A 22,237-nucleotide genomic window follows, 5' to 3' on the forward strand; every position below is an offset into this window, starting at 1 on the left:
GGCAATCAGGTGCAACTTCAGCCTGGCAAGCGGGATAGCGGGAAGTTAGTAATAAGTTACGAGAATTTGTCCGATTTGGACCGTATATTGGGCTATTTTGGCGTGTCGGAATCGTGATTTTTACGCTTTTTGTAGTAATAAAACATCCATTCCTTTTGATATGACCATAACCCTGATTTGCCGCGGAAAGCCGCAAAAATTAAGGATTTTTGTCATATTGCAATAGCTGCCCTCAAGGGTATAATTTGACCGGCTTTAAGAGCTGTTAACATGGGGTCTTCGGATCCCGATTTTTTACAGTTCTGTAATGTTCAGGGGTAGGTTGGTGAAGCAGAAAATAGCCTTGGAAGGTTTGACACTGGCCTTGGTTATGCTCGTTTGTCAGCTCATCCTGATCCTGGCGATGAGTGCCGTCTGGTTTTACCTGACTGGTGCCAGCGCCGGTTATTCCGCCCTCTACGGAGGGGGGATGTACTGGGTTCCTCAAGCCTTGTTTACTGTCTGGGTGCTGCGCCGCAAGGTGACAACCGAGAGTGTGGGCCTGGTTTTGCGGGACTTTTATGGTGGGGCAGGGATTAAGCTCATTTCTACAACAGGTCTATTCGCCCTGATGTTTGGTGCGGGAGTCGAGGTCGTTACCGTCTCGTTTTTCGCCACTTATATCCTCGCCCTCGTTGTACAGTGGATGGTTTCATTCACGCTTAACAACCACTATTAGGAAAACTCATGTCTGCAACCGGAGAAGTCCTGACTCCTCAGGGATATATCTCCCACCACCTGACCCACCTTCAAGTCGGGTCCGGGTTCTGGACGGTCAATATCGACTCAATGGTATTTTCCGTCGTGCTAGGCGCCCTGTTTATCCTGCTGTTCCGCAAAGTAGCCGTTAACGCTACCAGCGGGGTGCCGGGTAAGCTGCAGTGCTTTGTGGAGATGCTGGTCGAGTTTGTGAATGGTAACGTCAAAGACATCTTTCACGGTCGCAACAAGGTCATCGCACCTTTGGGGCTGACGGTGTTTGTGTGGATCTTCCTGATGAACTTCATGGATCTGATCCCCGTTGACTTTATCCCTCACGCTGCACAATTGATGGGTATTCCCTATCTGCGTGTGGTTCCCTCTGCTGACGTTAACATCACCATGTCCATGGCTTTGGGCGTGTTCTTCTTGATCCTGTATTACAGCATCAAGGTCAAGGGTATCGGCGGGTTTGTGAAGGAGCTGACGCTTCAGCCTTTCAACCACCCGGCGGCCATCCCGGTTAACCTCATCCTGGAAACTGTTACGCTGATTTCCAAACCTGTTTCTCTGGGTCTTCGACTGTTCGGCAACATGTATGCTGGCGAACTGATCTTTATCCTGATTGCTGGTTTGTTACCCTGGTGGTCACAGTGGATCCTGTCCGTGCCTTGGGCAATTTTCCACATCCTGATCATCACTTTGCAGGCATTCATTTTCATGGTTCTGACCATCGTCTATCTGTCGATGGCGCAGGAAGACCATGGTTGATGCAACTCAAATAATCCTTTTTTTACAATCAATTACATCTAAATAACTGGAGATCCTCATGGAAAACTTGAACATGGACCTGCTGTACATCGCTGCTGCAATGATGATGGGTCTGGCTGCTATCGGCGCTTCCATCGGTATCGGTATCCTGGGTGGCAAGTTCCTGGAAGGTGCTGCTCGTCAACCGGATCTGATCCCTGTTCTGCGTACCCAGTTCTTCATCGTAATGGGTCTGGTGGATGCGATCCCGATGATCGCCGTTGGTCTGGGTCTGTACGTGATGTTTGCGGTTGCTGGCTAAGTCGTTACGACTCTCCAGGCATAACCCATTAACTAACTTAAGAGGACATCGGCTGTGAATATCAATGCCACCCTCCTCGGCCAAGCAATTGCTTTTTTCTTCTTCGTAGTGTTTTGCATGAAGTACGTATGGCCGCCGCTGATTGCTGCCATCGAAGCCCGTCAGAAAGCTATTGCTGACGGTCTCTCTTCTGCCGAACGTGCCAAGAAAGATCTGGATTTGGCCAAGGCCAACGCCACCGATCAGCTGAAAGAAGCCAAGCTGCAGGCTGCTGAAATCATTGAGCAGGCTAACAAACGTAAAGCCCAGATCATTGATGAAGCTGCCGCTGGTGCCCAGTCTGAGCGGGAAAAAATCCTGGCTCAGGGCCGTGCCGAGATCGAAGCTGAACGTCATCGTGCCAAAGAAGAACTGCGTAAGCAGGTTGCTGCTCTTGCCATTGCTGGTGCAGAGAAGATCCTGGCGCGTCAAATCGACCAGGCTGCCAACAGCGACATCGTCGACAAACTGGTAGCAGAACTGTAACGGGAACGGGGCTATGTCTGAACTGACTACAATCGCTCGCCCCTACGCCAAGGCTGCTTTCGAGTTTGCCGTTGAGCACAAGGCGGTTGACCAGTGGCTGGGTATGCTCGGTTTCGCTGCGCAAGTAGTGGAAAACGAGACCATGCACAACCTGGTAAACGGCTCTGTGGCCGCCGAAGAGCTGGCAACGCTGTTTGTCGGTGTCTGCGGTGAGCAACTCGACGTGCATGGCCAGAACCTGATCCGGGTGATGGCCGAGAATGGTCGCTTGGGTGTGCTGCCGGCGGTCGTTGCTGAATTTGTAGCGTTCAAAGCTGAACTGGATAAAGAGGTTCAGGCTGACGTGATTTCGGCGATCGAACTGACCGACCAGCAGAAAGCCAATATTCAGGCTTCTCTGGAACAACGTCTCGCGCGCAAAGTGAAGCTGAATTGCAGCATCGATGCGTCCTTGATGGCCGGGGTGCTCATCAAGGCCGGTGATCTGGTAATCGACGGCACAGTCCGCGGTAAGCTGGATCGCATGGCTGACGCGCTGCAATCTTGATTGGGGTATTAGAGCATGCAACTGAATTCCACTGAAATCGCCGAGCTGATCAAGCAGCGCATTGCGCAGTTTGATGTAAAGAGCGAAGCGCGTAACGAAGGTACTATCGTCTCTGTGAGCGACGGTATCATTCGTATTCACGGCCTGGCTGATGCCATGCAGGGTGAGATGATCGAGCTGCCGGGCAACCGCTACGCTCTGGCATTGAACCTGGAGCGTGACTCCGTCGGTGCGGTGATTATGGGTTCCTATGACGGTCTGTCAGAAGGAATGAAAGTAAAAGGTACTGGCCGCATTCTGGAAGTGCCGGTAGGTCGTGGTCTGTTGGGCCGGGTGTTGAACACCCTGGGTCAGCCGATCGACGGTAAAGGTCCGATCGACAACGACGGCTTCTCGCCGATCGAAGTGATCGCACCGGGCGTTATCGAGCGTAAGTCTGTTGACCAGCCGGTCCAGACCGGTCTGAAAGCCATCGATGCCATGATCCCAATCGGTCGTGGCCAGCGTGAGCTGATCATCGGTGACCGTCAGGTTGGTAAGACCGCCATCGCGATCGACACCATCATCAACCAGAAAGATTCCGGCATTAAGTGTGTCTACGTTGCGATTGGCCAGAAGGCCTCCACCATCGCCAACGTAGTGCGCAAGCTGGAAGAGCACGGCGCCCTGGCCAACACCATCGTGGTGGTTGCCTCTGCCTCCGAAGCGGCTGCTCTGCAGTACCTGGCTCCGTATGCCGGTTGCTCCATGGGTGAGTACTTCCGTGACCGCGGTGAAGACGCGCTGATCATCTATGATGACCTGTCCAAGCAGGCCGTAGCTTATCGCCAGATCTCCCTGCTGCTGCGCCGTCCGCCAGGACGTGAAGCTTACCCGGGTGACGTTTTCTATCTGCACTCCCGTCTGCTGGAGCGTGCTGCTCGCGTTAACGCCGAGTACGTAGAGAAGTTCACCAAGGGTGAAGTGAAAGGCAAGACCGGCTCTCTGACCGCGCTGCCGATCATCGAAACCCAGGCGGGTGACGTATCTGCGTTCGTTCCGACCAACGTGATCTCCATCACCGATGGTCAGATCTTCCTGACTTCACAGCTGTTCAACTCCGGTATTCGTCCGGCGGTTGACCCGGGTATCTCCGTATCCCGTGTAGGTGGTGCTGCTCAGACCAAGATCGTCAAGAAGCTGTCCGGTGGTATCCGTACCGCGCTGGCCCAGTATCGCGAACTGGCGGCATTCGCCCAGTTCTCTTCCGATCTGGACGAGGCGACTCGCAAGCAGCTGGATCACGGTGTGAAAGTGACCGAGCTGATGAAGCAGAAGCAGTACTCTCCGCTGAGCGTGGCTCACCAGTCTCTGGTGCTGTTCGCCGCCGAGAAAGGCTATCTCTCCGATGTCGAGCTGAACAAAATCGTCGACTTCGAAGCCGCTCTGCTCTCTTACGCCAATACCCAGCATGCCGAGCTGATGGCTGAAATCAATGCCAAAGCCGACTACAACGACGCGATCGTTGGCAAGCTGACTGCGTTGCTGGATAGCTTCAAAGCAACCCAGACCTGGTAAGCGTGTGTGGCAGCGTGAGCTGCCACTTGATGGAGAGTAAGAGATGGCCGGCGCAAAAGAGATACGTAACAAGATCGGGAGTGTGAAAAACACTCAGAAGATCACCGGCGCTATGGAAATGGTGGCAGCAAGCAAAATGCGCCGTGCGCAGGAACGCATGTCTGCCAGCCGTCCGTACGCTGAAACCATGCGCAAGGTGATCGGCCATATCGCTCAGGGGAACTTGGAATACAAGCACCCCTACCTCATCGAACGTGAGGTCAAGCGAGTGGGTTACATCGTCGTCTCCACCGACCGTGGCCTGTGTGGTGGTCTGAACATTAACCTGTTCAAGGCTGCCCTCAATGATATGAAGCAATGGAGCGCGAAAGGTGCCAAGGTTGACCTGGCACTGATCGGTAACAAGGCCTCCAACTTCTTTGAACGGCACGGCGCCAAGGTTAAAGCTCATGTCGCAGGACTGGGCGATAGTCCGAGCGTCAATGACCTGATTGGTTCAGTCAAGGTCATGCTGAAGGCTTACGACAACGGTGAGATTGACAAGCTGTATCTGGTGTACAACAAGTTCGTCAACACCATGGTGCAGCAACCACGGGTCGATCAACTGCTGCCTTTGCCCGTAACTGAAGACAGCAAGCTCGCCAAGAAACACCACTGGGATTACCTCTATGAGCCGGATCCCAAGAAGCTGCTGGATACCCTGCTGGTTCGCTACGTCGAATCTCAGGTTTACCAGGGTGTAGTGGAAAACTTGGCAAGTGAACAGGCAGCCCGAATGGTTGCCATGCAAGCCGCGACTGACAACGCCGGTAACCTGATTAACGATCTGCAACTGGTATACAACAAGGCCCGTCAGGCCAGTATTACCCAGGAGCTGACAGAGATCGTATCCGGTGCTGCTGCGGTGTAAGGCAAGGGTTATCAAAGGTTTAGAGGATTTGACATGAGTAACGGTTTCATCGTCCAAATCATCGGCGCTGTGGTGGACATCGAGTTCCCGCAGAATGCCGTGCCCCAGGTGTACGATGCACTGAAGGTCGTTAGCGAAGGTCAAGGCCAGGGTCTGGTGCTGGAAGTTCAGCAACAGATCGGTGGCGGCGTCGTTCGTTGCATCACCATGGGCTCCTCCGACGGTCTGCGTCGTGGGTTGGAAGTAGTGAATAGCGGTAAATCCATCCAGGTTCCGGTCGGTACTGCGACTCTGGGTCGGATCATGAACGTACTGGGCGAGCCAATCGACGAAAAAGGTCCGATCGGTGAAGAAGAGTGCTGGTCTATCCACCGCGCTGCCCCCAGCTACGAAGATCAGTCCAACAGCAACGATCTGCTGGAGACCGGCATCAAGGTTATCGACCTGGTATGCCCGTTCGCCAAGGGTGGTAAGGTTGGTCTGTTCGGTGGTGCCGGTGTAGGCAAAACCGTAAACATGATGGAGCTGATCCGTAACATCGCGATCGAGCACAGTGGTTACTCTGTGTTCGCCGGTGTTGGTGAGCGTACCCGTGAGGGTAACGACTTCTACCACGAGATGATGGAGTCCAACGTACTGGACAAAGTATCTCTGGTTTACGGTCAGATGAACGAGCCGCCCGGAAACCGTCTGCGCGTTGCGCTGACCGGCCTGACCATGGCCGAGAAGTTCCGTGACGAAGGTCGTGACGTGCTGTTCTTCGTGGACAACATCTACCGTTACACCCTGGCCGGTACTGAAGTATCCGCACTGCTGGGCCGTATGCCTTCTGCAGTAGGTTACCAGCCGACCCTGGCCGAGGAGATGGGTGTTCTGCAAGAGCGTATCACCTCCACCAAGACTGGTTCCATCACCTCCGTACAGGCCGTTTACGTGCCTGCGGATGACTTGACTGACCCGTCTCCGGCGACCACCTTCGCCCACCTGGATGCGACCGTCGTACTGTCCCGTCAAATCGCGGCACTGGGTATCTACCCTGCCGTTGACCCGCTGGACTCTACCTCTCGTCAGCTGGATCCGCTGGTGGTTGGCAAAGAGCACTACGAGACCGCTCGTGGCGTTCAGACCGTACTGCAGCGCTACAAAGAGCTGAAGGACATCATCGCCATCCTGGGTATGGATGAACTGTCAGAAGAAGACAAACTGACCGTAGCCCGTGCCCGTAAGATCGAGCGTTTCCTGTCCCAGCCGTTCTTCGTAGCAGAAGTGTTTACCGGTTCTCCGGGTAAATACGTGCCGCTGAAAGAGACCATCCGTGGTTTCCAGGGCATCCTGAAAGGCGAGTATGACGATCTGCCCGAGCAGGCGTTCTACATGGTTGGCGGTATCGACGAAGTCGTCGAGAAATCCAAGAAACTGTAAGCCTCGACAGGAGGGCCCATGGCAGAGATGATCTCCTTTCACCTGGACGTGGTGAGCGCCGAAGGAAAACTGTTTTCCGGTCGCGTGCAATCCGCTCAGGTATCAGGCTCCGAAGGTGAGTTGGGTCTCCGCCACGGTCATGCTCCGTTGCTGACTGCCATCAAGCCGGGCCTGGTCCGCTTGGTGAAGCAGAACGGAACTGAAGAGGTGCTGTACATCTCCGGCGGTATGCTGGAAGTACAACCTGAATCCGTGACCGTGCTGGCGGACACCGCGATTCGTGCTGACGACTTGGATGAGGCGAAAGCCCAGGAAGCCAAGCGCGCAGCCGAAGAGCGGATCCACAGCTCCCATGGTGATATCGACTACGCCCAGGCCGCCACCGAGCTGGCCAAGGCGATGGCTCAACTGCGAGTCATCGATATCGTCAAAAAGAATTACCGCTAATAACGGTGATGTAAAAAGCGACCTTCGGGTCGCTTTTTTTTTACCCGTTGGATAGACTCCGCCGAGTATTTCTCATGTTCCAAAGGCCAATTTATGTCCCTCAACGTCGTGATCCTGGCGGCGGGTAAAGGTACCCGCATGCGCTCTTCCCTGCCCAAGGTACTGCACCCGGTAGCCAACAAACCCATGGTTTCCCATGTGATCGATACTGCCCGTCAGGTCGGTGCCGAGCAGCTGCATCTGGTTTATGGCCACGGTGCCGAGCTGCTGAAAGAGCGGATCGTGGCGGCCGACGTGAACTGGGTGCTGCAGGCGCAGCAGCTGGGGACCGGTCATGCCGTCGCCCAGGCTATCCCGTTCTGGAAGGATGAGGACGACGTGCTGGTGCTCTACGGCGATACCCCGCTGATCCAGCCCGAGACCCTGCAGCGCTTGCTCGCCGCCAAAGCGGAAAACGGGATGGCACTGCTGACCGTGGTGCTGGACAACCCCACCGGCTATGGCCGCATCGTCCGTGAAAACGGTCTGGTGGTCGGTATCGTCGAGCAGAAGGATGCTAATGCCGAACAGCTGGTGATCCGTGAGGTGAATACTGGCGTGCTGGTGGCCAATGGGGGCCAGTTGCGTCAATGGTTGTCTCGTCTCGACAACAAGAATGCCCAGGGTGAGTTCTATCTGACGGATGTGATCGCGATGGCTCACGGCGATAATTGCCCGATTGCCGCTGTGCATCCAGAGCGTGCCGCTGAAGTTGAAGGGGCCAACAATCGGGTGCAATTGGCCCAACTTGAGCGCAGCTATCAGCAGATGCAGGCCGAGAAACTGATGATTGCTGGTGCTACCCTGATCGACCCGGCCCGCTTCGATCTGCGCGGAACCCTCGAGATTGGTGAAGAGGTGGTGATCGACGTCAACGTCATCATCGAAGGCAAGGTAACCCTCGGCAACCATGTTCGTATCGGTGCCGGTGCCGTGCTGAAGGATTGCGTGATCGGCGATCACACTGAAGTGAAGCCCTACTCCATCGTTGAAGGGGCTCAGGTGGCAGATCAGTGTTCGGTCGGCCCGTTTGCCCGTCTACGCCCGGGGGCTGTGCTCGAGCAGGATGCGCACGTTGGCAACTTCGTCGAGATGAAGAAGGCCCGTCTTGGTGTCGGTTCCAAGTGCGGTCATTTGACCTATCTGGGTGATGCCGAGATCGGAGCCGGGGTGAATATCGGTGCCGGTACCATCACCTGCAACTACGACGGGGTCAACAAATTCCAGACCATCATCGAGGACGATGTGTTCGTCGGTTCTGATACCCAACTGGTGGCGCCGGTGCGCATTGGCAAGGGGGCGACTTTGGGGGCGGGTTCCACCATCACCAAGGATGTGGCCGAGAACGAGCTGGTGATCACCCGGGTGCCCCAGCGCCACATCAAGAACTGGGCTCGCCCGGTCAAGAAGAAGTGATGCCCGATCAATAAAATAGAACCGGCGCCTGATGGCGCCGGTTTTTTTGGCTTATGACTTATGGCTGGTGTCACTGGTCGATGAATGGGGGGCCGCCCATGTGGTGGCGGGTGTGCTGTAGTCCATCACCTGATACCAGTCGAGCTTGCGGGTCAGCAGCATGATCAGTGCCAGAGTGGCGAACAAGAGCAGGGCGCCGAGCAGCAGGGCGATCTCTTCGGCCTGCAGCAGGCTGTAGAGGATGGCATAGACCAGCCCGAGCAGCGCCGCGAAGCCGATCCCCTGCTTCGGTCCGCCCAGCACATGGCTGAGATAGAAGCCGTTGAGCAGCACGCTGGCCAGCGCGGCCACCAGATAGGCCCAGCCAAAGCCGAGGTGTTCGGTCAGGGCCAGTAGCACCAGATAGAAGATGGCCAGCCCCATGCCTACCAGCGCGTACTGGATCGGGTGAACCCTCAGCCCCTTGAGCAGCTCGAACATGAAGAAGCTGATAAAGGTAAGGCCGATAAACAGCAGGGCATATTTGGCCGCCCGCTCGTTGAGCTGATAGTGATCCACCGGCTGCACCAGACTGACGCTGAAGGTGGAGAGATTGCTATCGCCCCCGTTCATCATCCGGTTGAAGCGGCTCTCCATATCGGTGGCGAACCAGCTGGTTTGCCAGTTGGCCTCAAACCCTTGTGGGCTCAGGGTGCGACTGCCCGGCAGAAAGTCACCGATAAAGTTGGGGTGGGGCCAGTTGCCCGCCAGCTGCAGGGTGCTCTCCTTGCCCAGCGGGACTATGTCGAGGGCGTTCATCCCCTGCAGATTGAGCTCCAGATGGAAGGTGCCATCCTGCTGCGGCAGGCTGTCGATCGTGGCATGGATACCCGCGAGCGCATCACCGAGGCGGGCGCCGGGTGCAAACGGGATCCGCTGTGTACCGAGCTGCAGCTCGGGGACGCTGTTGATACCGCGGGCATCGGAGAGCACCAGGCTCAGGTAGGGTTTGCCCGCCACCAGCTCGGCCGTTTCACCGAGCGGTGAGGTCGCGTCATCCAGCAGACTCTGTCGGGTAGGTAGGTGGCCCGATAGGGTGAGTCGGGTCTGATAGACCTGCGCCTGATAGATGCCCAGCTTGCGCGGGGTGACCTCCATGTTGGCCCTGATATCCAGTTGCTCCGGCAGCAGGTAGCGGTAGATCTGCTCCTGACGGACGAAGCGCTTGCCCTCCTGCTCGACCGTCACTGAACGGGTATAGGGCTGTACGATAATGGGCCCCATCAGCCGTTGCGGGCCGCTGCTGCTGGCCATGATGCTGTGAATGGCCTGACTGCGGTAAGCCTGACGCTCCCGGTTCAGCTCCATGATGGATTGCACCGGCACCATCAACAGCAGGCTGAGCAACAGCAACAGAAATATCTTGTGGGTGAATATCTGTTTGACCATGACACGTCTCCTTGTTGGATGGAGCGAGTCTGTCAGTCCGGCGTGAAGTGGTGATGGGCTTGTGTGAAGTGGTGGTGAAGGGGGATAAAAAAACCGGCATTGCGCCGGTTTCTAGAGGAATTACAGGGTCTTCAGCTCCCCGGGCAATGCGGCCAGCACCTCTTCTTTCGCTTTGAGGGAGGCGAACTGCTTGCCGGGCTTTTGCACCACGGTATGGACGAAGATCAGCTGTTTGCCCGGTTTGCTGGCCCAGCCGACGAACCAGCCGATCTGCTGATCGCGGTTGAGGCTGCCATCCAGCTTCTTCGGGTAGCCCATGCCGGTTTTGCCGTGGATCTGCCAGCCGTCGATCTCGCTCACCTTGAGGATATTGGCGGTGTACTGCAGGGTCTGCGCCGAGACCGGCAGCTTGCCGCTGAGCATCTTGCCGAGGAAGCGGGCCTGCTCCTCCGGACTGATGGCGAGGCTGGAGCTGAGCCAGGCCTGGGTCAGGCCGTCATGTTTGCCCGGATTACCGGAGAGATCCCGATTGCCGTAGTCGAAGCGGTCGACATATTGCTGGAAGCGCTCCATCCCCAGCCATTCGGTGAGCTGCTGGGAAAACCAGGCCACCGAGTAGGTTTCCCAGCGGCGCGGGGTAGTGGTTTCGCGCCAGGCGGGCAGCCAGCCGTCATAGCTCGGTTTGTAAGGCAGTGCCGGATGCTCTTCATCCACCAGATAGCCACTGTCGTAACCCATCAGCGCCAGCGGGATCTTGAAGGTGGACGCGGGCGGTAGCTGGCTGGAGCAGTCCCCTTCGCTGGAGAGGGTCTGGCCGTTGCCGTCAGCATAGAGAAAGCAGCCGCTGGCGGCGGAGGCAGGCTGGGCTGCGAGCAGACCGGCAGCCAGCAGGCTGGAGAGAAGCAGGCGGGACATAGCATTTCCTTGAGCAAATGGATGAGAGAAAGCGGCAGTCTAATGCCGCTTTGTGTGGGGAATGTGAAGTTGCGGGGGACTAAGTGAATGGCAGCCAGAGTTCCGCCAGCGCGCCTCCCTCTGGCCGGTTGCTCAGGGTCAGACGGCCGCCATGCTGGTGGGCCACCTCATGGGCGAAGCTGAGCCCGAGACCACTGCTCTTGCCCTTGTCCGGGCGCGGCAAGGAGTAGAAGCGCTCGAAGATGCGCGGCAGGGCGTAGTCGGGAATGCCGGGGCCGCTGTCGGTGACCCGAAAACAGTAGCCCTCCTCCTGCTGGCTGCCGCTCAGGGTGACCTGCCCGTTGGCGGGAGAGAAGTCGATGGCGTTGTCCAGCAGGTTGCCGATGGCCTGCTCCACCAGCAGCGGATCCCACTTCTGTTTCGGCGCGCTGGCCAGCTCGGCCATCAACTCGACCTGACGGCGCTGGGCGATGATCTGGCGGGCGTCGAGGGTGCGCTTGCCCAGTTTTGCCGGTTCCACCGACTGGCGATCCAGCCCCTGCCCCGACTCCAGCCGCGCCAGTTGCAGCATTCGCTCGATCAGCTGCTGCATGCGTGCGGTTTCCAGATTGATGTTGCCGATAAAGCGTTTGGCAACTTCGGGGGGCGGCGTTTCGGCCAAAATCTCCCCTGCCCCGCGAATGGCGGCCAGCGGGCTCTTCAGCTCGTGGGTCAGGCTGTGAACATAGGTTTCGATATAGCTTTTGCCATCGAGCTGGTGGCGCATGGTCTCCAGCGAGCGGCCGAGCCGATCCAGCTCGACGGTGTGCAACTGCGGTAGCGGTGCCGCCTCCCCCTTGCTGACCGAGTCGGCGTAGTGCACCAGCTTGCCGATGGCGCGGTTGAGCCACCACACCAGCAGGCTGCCGATCAGCAGCGAGATGAGCAGCATCTGGCCGCCGGCCCGCAGCAGCTCCTGTTCCCCCCGCTCGATGGCAGGCATCAGGGTGCGGTTGGGTTTGGCGACGGTGAGGGAGCCGATGATCTCGGACCCTTCCCGCAGCGGCGCCGCCACATACATGGTCGAGCTGGCAGCATCATCGGGATCGGTGCGGGTGCTGCGGGCGCCATATTGGCCGCGCAGGGTGCGGTAGACATCGTTCCAGCGGGAATAGTCCTTGCCCAGATCCGTGCCGTCGGAGTCGTAAATCACCATGCCCTTCTGGTCAGTGACATAGATGCGGTACTCCGCCTGCTGCTTGAGGTGGCCATCGATCATCGCATTGATGGGATTCTGGTTGAGGCGGGCGAAGGCGCTGGCCAACCGCCCGTTCATCATATTCCCCTCTTGCAGATCATCGAGGGCGAGCGGCGCCAGCAACTGGGTCATGTCTACCAGAGTATCCTCGGTGGCGCTGCGCACCCCGGGTTTTATCTCCTCGACGAAGATCTCCAGCACGAACCAGGCGGCCAGCGCGAAGATCAGCAGCAGGCCGCACAGCAGTTGCAGCCCGAGTCTCATGCCAGCTCCAGGCTGTAGCCCAGCCCGCGGTGGGTGAGGATCAGGTTGGCCTCGGGATCATGTTCGCGCAGCTTGGCGCGGATGGTCTTGATATGGGTATCTACGGTGCGATCCAGACTCTCCTCCGCATCCTGCCACACCAGATCCATCAGCTGCTGGCGGGAGTAGACCCGCCCCGGCGCCAGCATCAGGGTCTTGAGCAGCAGATATTCGTAGCGAGTGAGGGCCAGCGGCTGGCCGCGAAAGTGAATGCGGGCCCGCTCCTCATCCAGTACCAGCAGGGCGCTGGGCTGGGGGGCGACGGGCTGGCTGCGGCGCAGGATGACCCGCACCCGGGCACACACTTCCCTTGGCGAGAAGGGTTTGGCCACATAGTCGTCGGCACCGATCTCCAGCCCGATCAGCCGGTCTATCTCCTCGCTGCGGGCGGTGAGGAACATCAGGGGAATATCGGTCAGCGCCCTCACCTGCTTGCAGAGTTCGAAGCCGCTGATGTCGGGCAGCCCCACATCGAGGATCAGGAAGTCGGGTCGCGTCTGTTCCAGTCGTGTCAGCAACTGTTGGCCCAGCATGAACCACTCTACCTCGAACCCGTCGGTCTGCAGGGCGTAAATCAGGGTGTCGGCGATGCTGGCCTCATCCTCCACCAGCCAGATGACTCTCTTTTGCATGGCATCCTCGTCGCAAATTGGCACCCCATTCTGGCATCGAACCAAATCGGATCCTATTTGCTGTTTTATTTTTCCGAAAAAGGGGCTAATATTTCGATGTTCTTTCGAATCGAAACTTAAAAATGACCAAACGTAATACTCAACAACGCCGACACACCATAGTGACCCTGGTACAAGAGCAGGGTGAAGTGAGCGTTGACGCCCTCGCCAAACACTTTTCTACCTCCGAAGTGACCATCCGTAAAGATCTGGCGGTACTGGAGACCGGTGGTCTGCTGCTGCGCCGTTACGGTGGTGCTGTCCCTTTGCCGAGCGAGATGGTGGTCGAGGTCAACCCTGAACAAGTTTCGAACCGAAAGTTAGCCATTGCCCGTGCGGCGGCCGAGCGGCTGCGTGATCACAACCGCGTCATCATCGACAGCGGCAGCACCACCAGCGCCATGATCCCCATGCTGGGCAACAAGCGCGGCCTCATTGTGATGACCAACTCCCTCAATGTGGCCGGTGCCCTGCGCGAGCTGGAAAATGAGCCTACCCTGTTAATGACCGGTGGCACTTGGGACCCTCACTCCGAATCCTTCCAGGGGCAGGTGGCGGAACAGGTGCTGCGTTCCTACGACTTTGACCAGCTCTTTATCGGTGCCGACGGCATCGACCCGGAGCGTGGCACCACCACCTTCAACGAGCTGGTGGGCCTGTCGCGGGTGATGGCAGAGGTGTCGCGGGAGGTCATTGTGATGGTCGAATCGGAAAAGATCGGCCGCAAGATCCCCAATCTCGAACTTCCCTGGTCGAGCATCCATACCCTGGTGACCGACGAGGGGCTGGCCAGCGAGGCCAGAGAACAGATTCAAGCCCAGGGGGTGACGCTTATCTGCGCCCCGGTCACTTGCTGACATCGAGCTCTGAACCATCCAACTGACTTTACGATTTGCATCTCAAGGAGAAGTGTATGTGTGGCATCGTCGGGGCTGTCGCCCAACGTGATGTGGCTGAAATTCTGGTAGAGGGCCTGCGCCGTCTGGAGTACCGCGGTTATGACTCAGCCGGTGTGGCCGTGTTCAGCGCCAACCAGCCGTTGCAGCGGGTTCGCCGTCTGGGCAAGGTGGCCGAGCTGGCCAAGGCGCTCGACGAGCAGTCCGTCCATGGCGGTACCGGCATCGCTCATACCCGCTGGGCCACTCACGGCGAGCCCTCCGAACGCAACGCCCACCCCCACGTTTCCGAGCATATCGTGGTGGTGCACAACGGCATCATCGAGAACCACGAAGAGCTGCGGGAAGAGTTGAAGGCGCTGGGCTATGTGTTCAACTCCGACACTGACACCGAAGTGATTGCCCATCTGGTCCATCACGAGCTGAAGAGCGCCTGCAGCCTGCTGGCCGCCATGCAGACTGCGGTGAAGCAGCTGCGCGGTGCCTACGGTACCGTGGTGATGGACAGCCGCGACGACAGCCGCGTGGTGGTGGCCCGTTCCGGTTCACCGCTGGTGATCGGCCGCGGTATCGGCGAGAACTTTATCGCCTCCGACCAGATGGCGCTGCTGCCGGTGACCCGTCGCTTCATCTTCCTGGAAGAGGGTGATGTGGCCGAAGTGACCCGCCGCGATGTGCATATCTTCGATACCAACGGTAACGCCGTGGTGCGTGAAGAGCAGGAGTCCGAACTCTCCCACGATGCCGGTGACAAGGGCGAATACCGTCACTACATGCTCAAAGAGATCCACGAGCAACCCAAAGCGATCACCAACACCCTGGAAGGGCGTCTGGGCAGCGATCACGTGGTGGTCGAATCGTTCGGTAACGGCGCGCGCGCCATCTTTGACAAGGTCGAGCACGTGCAGATCGTCGCCTGCGGCACCTCCTATCACTCCGGCATGGTGGCTCGCTACTGGTTCGAAGAGATCGCTGGCGTCTCCTGCGATGTGGAGATCGCCTCCGAGTTCCGCTATCGCAAATCGGTAGTGCGCCCCAACAGCCTGCTGGTGACCCTCTCCCAGAGCGGCGAGACCGCCGATACCCTGGCGGCGCTGCGTCTGGCCAAGGAATCCGGCTACATGAGCTCGCTGGCTATCTGCAACGTGCCGGGATCCTCGCTGGTGCGTGAATCGGATCTGGCCTTTATGACCCGCGCGGGGGCAGAAATTGGTGTGGCCTCCACCAAGGCATTCACCACCCAGCTGGCTGGCCTGCTGATGCTGGTGGCCTCCGTCGGTCACTGCCGTGGCCACCTGAGCGCCGCCGCCGAGGCTGAACTGGTCAAGGCGCTGCAAGCCCTGCCGCTGCGTATTAAAGAGAGTCTGGCGCTGGCCAAGGATATCGAAACCCTGGCCGAAGAGTTTGCCGACAAGCAGCACAGCCTGTTCCTCGGCCGTGGCAGCCAGTACCCCATCGCCATGGAGGGGGCGCTCAAGCTCAAAGAGATCTCCTACATCCACGCCGAAGCTTACGCCGCTGGCGAACTGAAGCACGGCCCGCTGGCGCTGATCGATGCCGAGATGCCCATCATTGTGGTGGCGCCGAACAACGATCTGCTGGAGAAGCTCAAGTCCAACGTGGAAGAGGTGCGCGCCCGTGGCGGTATCCTCTACGTGTTCGCCGATGCCGATACCGGCTTCAAGAGCGACGAGACCATGCGGGTCATGAACCTCAACCATGTGGAAGAGGTGATCGCCCCCATCGTCTATACAGTGCCGCTGCAGCTGCTCTCCTACCACGTTGCCCTGATCAAGGGCACTGACGTCGACCAGCCGCGCAACCTGGCAAAATCGGTGACCGTCGAGTAAGTCACTCTCTCAAATGAAAAAGAGCCGCAATTGCGGCTCTTTTTGTTTCGGCTGAGGGGTTACGACAGCCGCAGGTTGGTGATGGTGACCTCGTCGAGGGAGGGCACTATGATGCCGCTGGTGATCCCTTTGGCGATGGCCTGACTGCGGTTCTTTGAGTCGGTCTTGTTGGTCACCTGGGTCAGGTGAAAGTTGACCGTCCGCTCACTGATGCCGAGGATGGTGGCGATCTCCCAGGAGGTCTTGCCCTCGCTGGCCCAGAACAGGCACTCCTTCTCCCGATCCGACAGTTCGGTCAGGTATTTCATCATATCCGGTCTGCTTTTGATCAGTTGCAGTGCGGAGTTGAAGATGTAGCTGGCACAAAACGACAGCAGCGGAACATTTTCAAACATCAGATCGGAGTTGGATTTGTCCTTGGTGATGAAAGAGAGGATGCCGTGCTCCCCCTGCGGGGTGTGCAGCGGAAAGGAGACGCCATTGCGTACCCCGAAATCAGCCGCCAGGTTCATCACGTCGCGGCTGGCGCTGGGCAGCCAGGGCGAGTCGCAGTCGAGCTTGTTCCAGAAGATCGGCTGGGTCTGTTTCAGCCCCAGATAGACCACCGGATCCTGGGTCAGATACTGGTTTTCGCTGTAGGCGTCAAACCAGGTGGTCGGACAGTTGTTGAACAGTGCCACGTGGGATTTTTGCATGCTGATGGGGAAAATAATCAGCAGCCGAAAGTAATCAAAGCCCATTTGATGACTGAAGCGCTCCAGCAGTTGATGGATATCGCTGGTTTTTGTTGCCTTGGTGAACTTGTCGATATGTTCCCAGATCGCATCGTTGAGCATTACTTTCTCCTTTTTCGATCTCTATCACACTGATCGAAAAGATTTTTTATCGTTATTTATATTTGTGCGGTGGCTATTGGCGCCACTTATTCCGTGCGTGCTTAAAAATTATCCTGTTTTTGTGCATAAAGGCCAAGAAAATCCTCTCGTTGCCAGTCCGCCCCGCATTTGAGATAATGATAATAGTTATCATTAGTAAGATGTATTTCAATGAACAAATTATGGGGTGTGGCCCTGCTGCCACTGTCAGTCCACTTTGCTGCCATCGGGGATGAGCTGGTTGCTCCCGCCCTCAAGAACAGCATAGCTGCCGGGAAAGCCTCCCAGCAGCGGGTGGAAAAAGCCGCCGATGCCGCTGTTGCCGCACGACTGGAGCTGCAAAACGCCCAGCTGCAACTGCGCGACCTAGAAGCCTACAACCGCTACATGCAATCTCTGGTGGCCGATCAGCAAAATGAGCTGGGTAAATTGAGCCAGCAGCTTGAAGCGGTGCAAGAGACCCGTCAGGGCTTGATCCCGCTGATGTTGCAGATGCAGGCAGATCTGGAACAGCTGGTGCAAAACGACATCCCGCTGCGCAAGGAAGATCGGCTGGCGCGGGTTGAACAGTTAAAAGCGACCCTAGCTCGCGCAGACGTTAGCGAGGCAGAGAAATTCCGTCAGCTGCTGCAGGCCTATCAGATTGAAGCCGAGTACGGCAGCCGGATGGACAGCTATTCCGCCGAGCTGGAGCTGGATGGTGCCCCGCGTCGGGTCGATGTGCTGGCGCTGGGCCGGGTCTCCCTGCTGGCAATGACGGCCGATCGCAGTCAGGCATGGCGCTGGTCTGCCGAGGCGAAGCAGTGGCAAGCCCTCGATAGCCAGTGGCTCTCCCCCATCGCCGAGGCGATGGATGTGGCCGCCGACAAGAAAGTTCCCCAGTTGCTCAATGTCCCCCTCTCTGTCAGCCGTAGTCAGGAGGCCCAATCATGAGAGTCACCATGAAGTGGTTCCCCCTCCTTATTGCTCTCTCCTGCGGTACCAACGCCGCGGTCGCCGATGAGTGGCAGCAGCAGGAACAGGCTCGTGAACAGCAGGCTCAGCAAGATCTGGCGACCGTTGCCAAGGAGCTCGGCACTGCCCGCACCAGACTGGCCGAGGCCCAGCGCCTGAGCAAGGAGCTGGCTGGCAAGTTCGCCAGCAACGAGAAGCAGCTGGTCGAGCTTAACGCCCAGTGGGAGCAAGCCTCCGGCGACATGAACGAGATCTTCGCGGTCACCCGTCAGGGCGCCAGCGATGCGGTCAAGCTGCTGAGCGAATCCGCCGTCGAGGGCCAGTACCCGGAGCGTCTCGCCCCGCTGAAAGCCATGGCACAGGATAAACAGGTGCCGGATCGAGCCGCCCTCGCCCTGCTGCCCGCCACGCTGCTGCAGGAGATCCGCGAATCTGGCCGGATTGCCCAGTTCAACGGCAAGGTGCTCGATGCCCAGGGGGCTGCCAGCGAGCAGTCGCTGACCCGGGTTGGCAGTTTTGCCCTGCTGGGGAGCGAAGGCTTCCTGCAACCGACCGCCGAAGGCTTGAGCCCGGTACTGGGTCTGCCCGGTAGCGTGCTCTCTGCCGTTGCGGCTTATCAGGGTCAGGAAGGGGAAGCGCTGCCGCTGGATCCTTCTCATGGCACTCTGCTGGCGATGCTGGCACAGGCACCCACCTTCTGGCAGCAGGTACAGCAAGGTGGTCAGGTCGGCGCCATTATCGTGCTGCTGGCCGCTATCGGTCTGGGAATTGCTGCGGTACGGCTGTGGAGCCTCTCCCGCGAACTGGGTCGGGTGCGTCGCCAGCTCAAGAGCGGCGAGTATCACGCCGACAACGCCCTTGGCCGGGTGCTGACGGTGGCAGACAAACACCCCGAGCTGAGCATGGAGACCCTCGAGCTGCGTCTTGATGAGGCGATCCTGCAGGAGACTCCTCGCATGGAGCGCGGCATCGGCATGGTCAAGGTAATCGCGGCCATCGCCCCCATGCTGGGTCTGCTCGGTACCGTGACCGGGATGATCGGCACCTTCCAGGCCATCACCCAGTTTGGTACCGGCGATCCCAAGATCATGGCGGGCGGTATCTCCATGGCGCTGGTCACCACGGTACAGGGTCTGGTGGCGGCCATTCCGCTGATCCTGGCCCACAGCCTGCTGCAATCGCGCTTCACCGAGCTCTCCAATGTACTGGAGCAGCAGGTAGCCGGTATTTTGGCCGAGCGCGCCGAGAGCAATAACGGCGGGATGGAGCGAGCAGCATGATGCTCGACATCTGGCAACAGCTGCAGAGTTTCATGGGCCGTGGCGGCCCTGTGCTCTGGGTCATTCTGGCCCTGCTGGTGCTGATGTGGATTTTGATGATCGAGCGGCTGCTCTACCTCAATCTGGGTTTTGGCCCCTTGCAGCAACAGCTGCTCGGCCGCTGGCAGGCCCGCAGCGAGCGCCACAGTTGGCACGCCCGGGCGATCCGCAGCCGCTGGCTGGCGCAGGCAGAGTTGGAACTGAACCGTCATCTGATCTTCATCCGCACCCTGGTGGTGCTCTGTCCCATGCTGGGGTTGCTGGGCACTGTGACCGGCATGATCGGCGTATTCGATGCGTTGGCTGCGGCCAACCGCTTTAACCCGGAGAGCATGGCGGGCGGGATCTCCCGCGCCACTATCCCCACCATGGCGGGCATGGTGGTGGCGCTCTCCGGCGTGTTGTTACTCAGTCGGCTCGAGAGTCAGGCCAAGCGTGCGCTGGCCAAGACCCGGGACGGCCTGCGAGAAGAGAAGGTAATGCAATGAGACGGCAATCCAAACGCCAGCGTGACGAAGTGCAGATCGACATGACCCCCATGCTGGATATCGTGTTCATCATGCTGATCTTCTTTATTGTCACCACCTCCTTCGTGCGCGAAGCCGGGCTCGAGGTACACAGACCTCAGGCCAGTCAGGCCAAGGCGCAGAAATCTTCCAGCATCATGCTGGCGATCGGGGCTCAGGGTCAGATCTTCCTTGACCGCAAGCAGATCGATGTGGAGCGGGTACAGGCCACCATCGCCCGTCTGCTGGCGGAGCAGCCCGATGCCAGCCTGGTGATCCAGGCCGACGAGCGAGTGCCCCATGGCAAGGTGGTGCGGGTGATGGATGAGGCCAAGGCGGCAGGCATCGCCAATATCGCTGTGGCGGTGGCGCCGAAATGAAATACAAGCTGATGAGCCTGGGGCTGGGGATCGCCCTCAGTCTGGGCATCCTGCTGTTTATGGCCACACTGGTTGAACCGCCCCGGGGCGAGAAGGTGGCGAGCGAACAGAAGCCCATCGTCATCAATATGCAGAACGAGGTGACCGAGGTGCAGGTGCGCGAGCGTCCGGTGCCGCAGGAGCCCGAACCTCTGCCAGAGCCTCCCGCCGCATTGGCCTCGACACCGCTGCCGATGCCCGCAGCGGCCCCCTTGGCGGCCGTTGAGCCGAGTCTGGATCTGGTCTCCAGCCTCAGCGCGGTGCAGGTCTATGCCCCCGGAGTGGCGACCAGTACCGCACCGGTATTGAGTGGCAACTACCACGGCCAGCAGCAGGGAGCGGGTATCGGCGCCGGTGACATGCTGATGCCGCTGCAACGGATCGAGCCGGTCTACCCCTATCGTGCCCAGCAGTCAGGGATCGAAGGATTCGTCACCCTGCGCTTTAGCGTGAATGCCGAAGGTGGCGTGCAGGATGTGGAAGTGGTCGAGGCCAAGCCCAAGCGTCAGTTCGAGCGGGCGGCCATTCAGGCGATCAACAAGTGGCGCTATCAGCCGAGACCCGGCGCCACCGACAAGCTGGTGCAAGTCATCACGCTCAAATTCAAACTGGAGTCATAACTATGTTGCGGATCTGGATCTGTCTGCTTGCCCTGGTCGGCCAAGCCTGTCTGGCGATGGAGGTCAGCCCTCATTTCTCCCGTCAGCTTGAACCCGTGATGAAGCTCTATCAGTCTGGTCAGTGGCAACAGGCCCAGAGCAAGGCATCCGGCCTCAAGCCAAATAGCGATGCCGAGCGCGCCTGGCTGGCGCAGTTGCAAGCCTCGCTGGCGGCCAATCTGCAACAGACGACCCAGGCTAGCCGCTACGTCGAACAGGCCCTTGCCTATAAAGAGTGGCCCGAGCAGCAACAGCTCCAGCTGTTGCGACTGCGCGGCGATATTCAGGCCCAGCAATCCAACTGGTCTGGTGCCATCGCCAGCTACAAGGCGGCGCTGGCGCTCAAGCAAGACGATGGGCTGCGCCTGCGTCTGGCCGGCCTCTATTACCACAACAAGCAGTACGGTGACGCCGCCAACCAGAGCGAACAGTTGTTGAAGAAGGGTTGGCAGAAGCAGGCCGCCATTATTCGCCTATCCGCCCTCACCGCCCAGCAACGTTATGGCGTGGCGGCCGATCAGGCAGTCGAGCTGATCCGTCACGAGCCGACAGAGAGCAAATGGTGGCAGCAGGCGGTATCGCTCAACCTCTCCGCCAAACGTGGCGATCAGGCGCTGGCGCTGCTGCAAACTGCCATCGACAGAAAACTGATGGATGATGCGTCTGCCCGCAATCAGCTGATCCGCCTCTATGCCTGGCAAGGGCTGCCTTATCGTGGGGCCCGTCTGCTGGAGGCTGCCATGGCCAAGGGACAGATGAAGCAAAGTGCTGAAAACCGCCAACTGCTTGCCCAATTGTGGGAAGGTGCCCGGGAGTGGTCACAAGCGGTCGATAGCTGGCAGCAGCTCGCCAACCAGCACGGTCAGCCCAAAGCTGCCATGCGCGCCGCCGAACTGCTACTGCAACAGGGCAAGACTGATGCTGCCATGACCCAGCTCGCCGCCATCAAGTCGGTAAAAGGCGAGCAAGGCAATCGTGCCAAAGCGTTGCTGGTGCAGGCACACCTTAATAAGGAGCAGTATGCCCAGGCGCTGGAACTGGCCCGTGAGCTGCAGCAGCAGGATAACTGGCAACAGAAGGCAACCAGCTGGGTCAACTATATCCAGGCACAAAGCGAAGAGTTGAGCAAAAAAGCGGCGTAAAAGAGGTGCCAAGGGGCTGTTTTGGGGCATTCAGTTCGCTTTTTCAGCAAACGAACGCATTTTTGCAAAAAGCCCTTGTCATCACGGCGCGGCTCCCTATAATGCGCCCCTACCAGCACGGCGGAACACGCCGAACTGATGAGTCAGCTTCCTAGCGAAGTGGGCGCCGAAAGAAAAGCGAAAACAATCGCTTGACTTTCGAAGTGAGAAGCGTAATATGCGCCTCCTCAACGCGACAAGCGTGACGCTCTTTAACAATTTGAATCAAGCAATCTGTGTGGGCACTCACAGCATAGAACATCAAAACAATTTTTGATTTTCAATGTCTGGTGAAGTGACCAAGACGATTTCTTAGCAATAAGAAGTCGAACAGTTTATTTCAGCAATTCA

Annotated in this window: 23 protein-coding genes and 1 pseudogene; 19 read left to right on the plus strand and 5 right to left on the minus strand. The window is 58.4% G+C overall.

What is annotated here, in order from left to right:
* From AB5Y82_RS16320 to glmU, 11 genes and pseudogenes are all read left to right on the plus strand, one after another.
* Positions 1-117 (plus strand): annotated as a pseudogene (locus AB5Y82_RS16320) (chromosome partitioning protein ParB); the annotation flags it as partial.
* A gap of 190 nt (positions 118-307) precedes the next feature.
* On the plus strand, positions 308-718 hold the full coding sequence (locus tag AB5Y82_RS16325; RefSeq protein ID WP_019445506.1) for an ATP synthase subunit I: 411 nt from the start codon (positions 308-310) through the stop codon (positions 716-718).
* A gap of 8 nt (positions 719-726) precedes the next feature.
* The gene (gene atpB, locus AB5Y82_RS16330; RefSeq protein ID WP_005339335.1) at positions 727-1,509 is read left to right on the plus strand and encodes a F0F1 ATP synthase subunit A; all 783 of its coding nucleotides are present in this window, start codon (positions 727-729) and stop codon (positions 1,507-1,509) included.
* A 58-nt stretch (positions 1,510-1,567) separates the two neighbouring features.
* Positions 1,568-1,810, plus strand: a complete 243-nt coding sequence (gene atpE, locus AB5Y82_RS16335; protein ID WP_005307205.1) for a F0F1 ATP synthase subunit C — start codon at positions 1,568-1,570, stop codon at positions 1,808-1,810.
* A gap of 54 nt (positions 1,811-1,864) precedes the next feature.
* Positions 1,865-2,335, plus strand: a complete 471-nt coding sequence (atpF, locus tag AB5Y82_RS16340; protein WP_005339336.1) for a F0F1 ATP synthase subunit B — start codon at positions 1,865-1,867, stop codon at positions 2,333-2,335.
* Positions 2,336-2,348: 13 nt separating this feature from the next.
* Positions 2,349-2,882, plus strand: coding sequence for a F0F1 ATP synthase subunit delta (gene atpH / locus AB5Y82_RS16345; protein ID WP_005339341.1), 534 nt, complete (start codon positions 2,349-2,351; stop codon positions 2,880-2,882).
* A 15-nt stretch (positions 2,883-2,897) separates the two neighbouring features.
* Positions 2,898-4,439 (plus strand): F0F1 ATP synthase subunit alpha, encoded by a 1,542-nt coding sequence (atpA, locus tag AB5Y82_RS16350; protein ID WP_005339342.1) that lies wholly within the window; start codon positions 2,898-2,900, stop codon positions 4,437-4,439.
* A gap of 43 nt (positions 4,440-4,482) precedes the next feature.
* Complete coding sequence (atpG, locus tag AB5Y82_RS16355; protein ID WP_005339343.1) at positions 4,483-5,349, plus strand: F0F1 ATP synthase subunit gamma; 867 nt, start codon at positions 4,483-4,485, stop codon at positions 5,347-5,349.
* 33 nt (positions 5,350-5,382) lie between these two features.
* A complete protein-coding gene (gene atpD / locus AB5Y82_RS16360; RefSeq protein ID WP_005339344.1) occupies positions 5,383-6,771 on the plus strand; it encodes a F0F1 ATP synthase subunit beta in 1,389 nt (462 codons plus the stop codon).
* 18 nt (positions 6,772-6,789) lie between these two features.
* Positions 6,790-7,218 (plus strand): F0F1 ATP synthase subunit epsilon, encoded by a 429-nt coding sequence (locus tag AB5Y82_RS16365; RefSeq protein ID WP_005339345.1) that lies wholly within the window; start codon positions 6,790-6,792, stop codon positions 7,216-7,218.
* A 93-nt stretch (positions 7,219-7,311) separates the two neighbouring features.
* Positions 7,312-8,673 (plus strand): bifunctional UDP-N-acetylglucosamine diphosphorylase/glucosamine-1-phosphate N-acetyltransferase GlmU, encoded by a 1,362-nt coding sequence (gene glmU, locus AB5Y82_RS16370; protein WP_159142785.1) that lies wholly within the window; start codon positions 7,312-7,314, stop codon positions 8,671-8,673.
* Between the two features lie 51 nt (positions 8,674-8,724).
* Here the strand turns inward: glmU and creD are convergent, their stop codons facing one another.
* The 4 genes from creD to blrA form a co-directional block, all read right to left on the minus strand.
* A complete protein-coding gene (gene creD, locus AB5Y82_RS16375; RefSeq protein WP_368174250.1) occupies positions 8,725-10,101 on the minus strand; it encodes a cell envelope integrity protein CreD in 1,377 nt (458 codons plus the stop codon).
* A 120-nt stretch (positions 10,102-10,221) separates the two neighbouring features.
* Entirely contained in the window at positions 10,222-11,016 is a 795-nt protein-coding gene (gene blaOXA, locus AB5Y82_RS16380; protein ID WP_368174251.1) for an OXA-12 family class D beta-lactamase, read from the minus strand.
* Positions 11,017-11,095: 79 nt separating this feature from the next.
* Positions 11,096-12,517: a beta-lactam sensor histidine kinase BlrB gene (gene blrB, locus AB5Y82_RS16385; RefSeq protein ID WP_368174252.1), complete on the minus strand. Its 1,422-nt coding sequence runs from the start codon at positions 12,515-12,517 to the stop codon at positions 11,096-11,098.
* Positions 12,514-13,188 carry a beta-lactam response regulator transcription factor BlrA gene (gene blrA / locus AB5Y82_RS16390; RefSeq protein WP_013724228.1) on the minus strand — a complete coding sequence of 225 codons (675 nt, stop codon included), beginning with the start codon at positions 13,186-13,188 and terminating at the stop codon, positions 12,514-12,516. The genes blrB and blrA overlap by 4 nt, the downstream gene beginning before the upstream one ends.
* Before the next feature lie 122 nt (positions 13,189-13,310).
* Between blrA and AB5Y82_RS16395 the strand changes: the two genes are divergently transcribed.
* On the plus strand, positions 13,311-14,084 hold the full coding sequence (locus tag AB5Y82_RS16395) for a DeoR/GlpR family DNA-binding transcription regulator (RefSeq protein ID WP_005355851.1): 774 nt from the start codon (positions 13,311-13,313) through the stop codon (positions 14,082-14,084).
* 56 nt (positions 14,085-14,140) lie between these two features.
* Complete coding sequence (glmS, locus tag AB5Y82_RS16400) at positions 14,141-15,973, plus strand: glutamine--fructose-6-phosphate transaminase (isomerizing) (protein ID WP_236323215.1); 1,833 nt, start codon at positions 14,141-14,143, stop codon at positions 15,971-15,973.
* A gap of 59 nt (positions 15,974-16,032) precedes the next feature.
* Here the strand turns inward: glmS and AB5Y82_RS16405 are convergent, their stop codons facing one another.
* The gene (locus AB5Y82_RS16405) at positions 16,033-16,809 is read right to left on the minus strand and encodes an autoinducer binding domain-containing protein (protein ID WP_368174253.1); all 777 of its coding nucleotides are present in this window, start codon (positions 16,807-16,809) and stop codon (positions 16,033-16,035) included.
* Positions 16,810-17,019: 210 nt separating this feature from the next.
* On the opposite strand from AB5Y82_RS16405, the gene AB5Y82_RS16410 reads away from it, so the two are divergent.
* The 6 genes from AB5Y82_RS16410 to AB5Y82_RS16435 are packed head-to-tail and all read left to right on the plus strand — an operon-like array spanning position 17,020 to position 21,847.
* Positions 17,020-17,781, plus strand: coding sequence for a DUF3450 domain-containing protein (locus tag AB5Y82_RS16410; protein WP_005357258.1), 762 nt, complete (start codon positions 17,020-17,022; stop codon positions 17,779-17,781).
* Complete coding sequence (locus AB5Y82_RS16415) at positions 17,778-19,082, plus strand: MotA/TolQ/ExbB proton channel family protein (RefSeq protein ID WP_111900859.1); 1,305 nt, start codon at positions 17,778-17,780, stop codon at positions 19,080-19,082. The genes AB5Y82_RS16410 and AB5Y82_RS16415 overlap by 4 nt, the downstream gene beginning before the upstream one ends.
* On the plus strand, positions 19,079-19,609 hold the full coding sequence (locus AB5Y82_RS16420) for a MotA/TolQ/ExbB proton channel family protein (protein ID WP_005339367.1): 531 nt from the start codon (positions 19,079-19,081) through the stop codon (positions 19,607-19,609). Before AB5Y82_RS16415 ends, AB5Y82_RS16420 begins: the two co-directional genes overlap by 4 nt.
* Positions 19,606-20,007, plus strand: a complete 402-nt coding sequence (locus AB5Y82_RS16425) for a biopolymer transporter ExbD (RefSeq protein WP_005339369.1) — start codon at positions 19,606-19,608, stop codon at positions 20,005-20,007. Before AB5Y82_RS16420 ends, AB5Y82_RS16425 begins: the two co-directional genes overlap by 4 nt.
* Positions 20,004-20,666 carry an energy transducer TonB gene (locus AB5Y82_RS16430; protein WP_005339371.1) on the plus strand — a complete coding sequence of 221 codons (663 nt, stop codon included), beginning with the start codon at positions 20,004-20,006 and terminating at the stop codon, positions 20,664-20,666. Before AB5Y82_RS16425 ends, AB5Y82_RS16430 begins: the two co-directional genes overlap by 4 nt.
* A gap of 2 nt (positions 20,667-20,668) precedes the next feature.
* Positions 20,669-21,847: a hypothetical protein gene (locus tag AB5Y82_RS16435; protein ID WP_111900858.1), complete on the plus strand. Its 1,179-nt coding sequence runs from the start codon at positions 20,669-20,671 to the stop codon at positions 21,845-21,847.
* The last annotated feature ends 390 nt before the right edge of the window (positions 21,848-22,237 follow it).

Source organism: Aeromonas sp. s13, assembly GCF_040907905.1.
In the GTDB taxonomy this organism is placed as follows: Bacteria; Pseudomonadota; Gammaproteobacteria; order Enterobacterales; family Aeromonadaceae; genus Aeromonas; species Aeromonas veronii.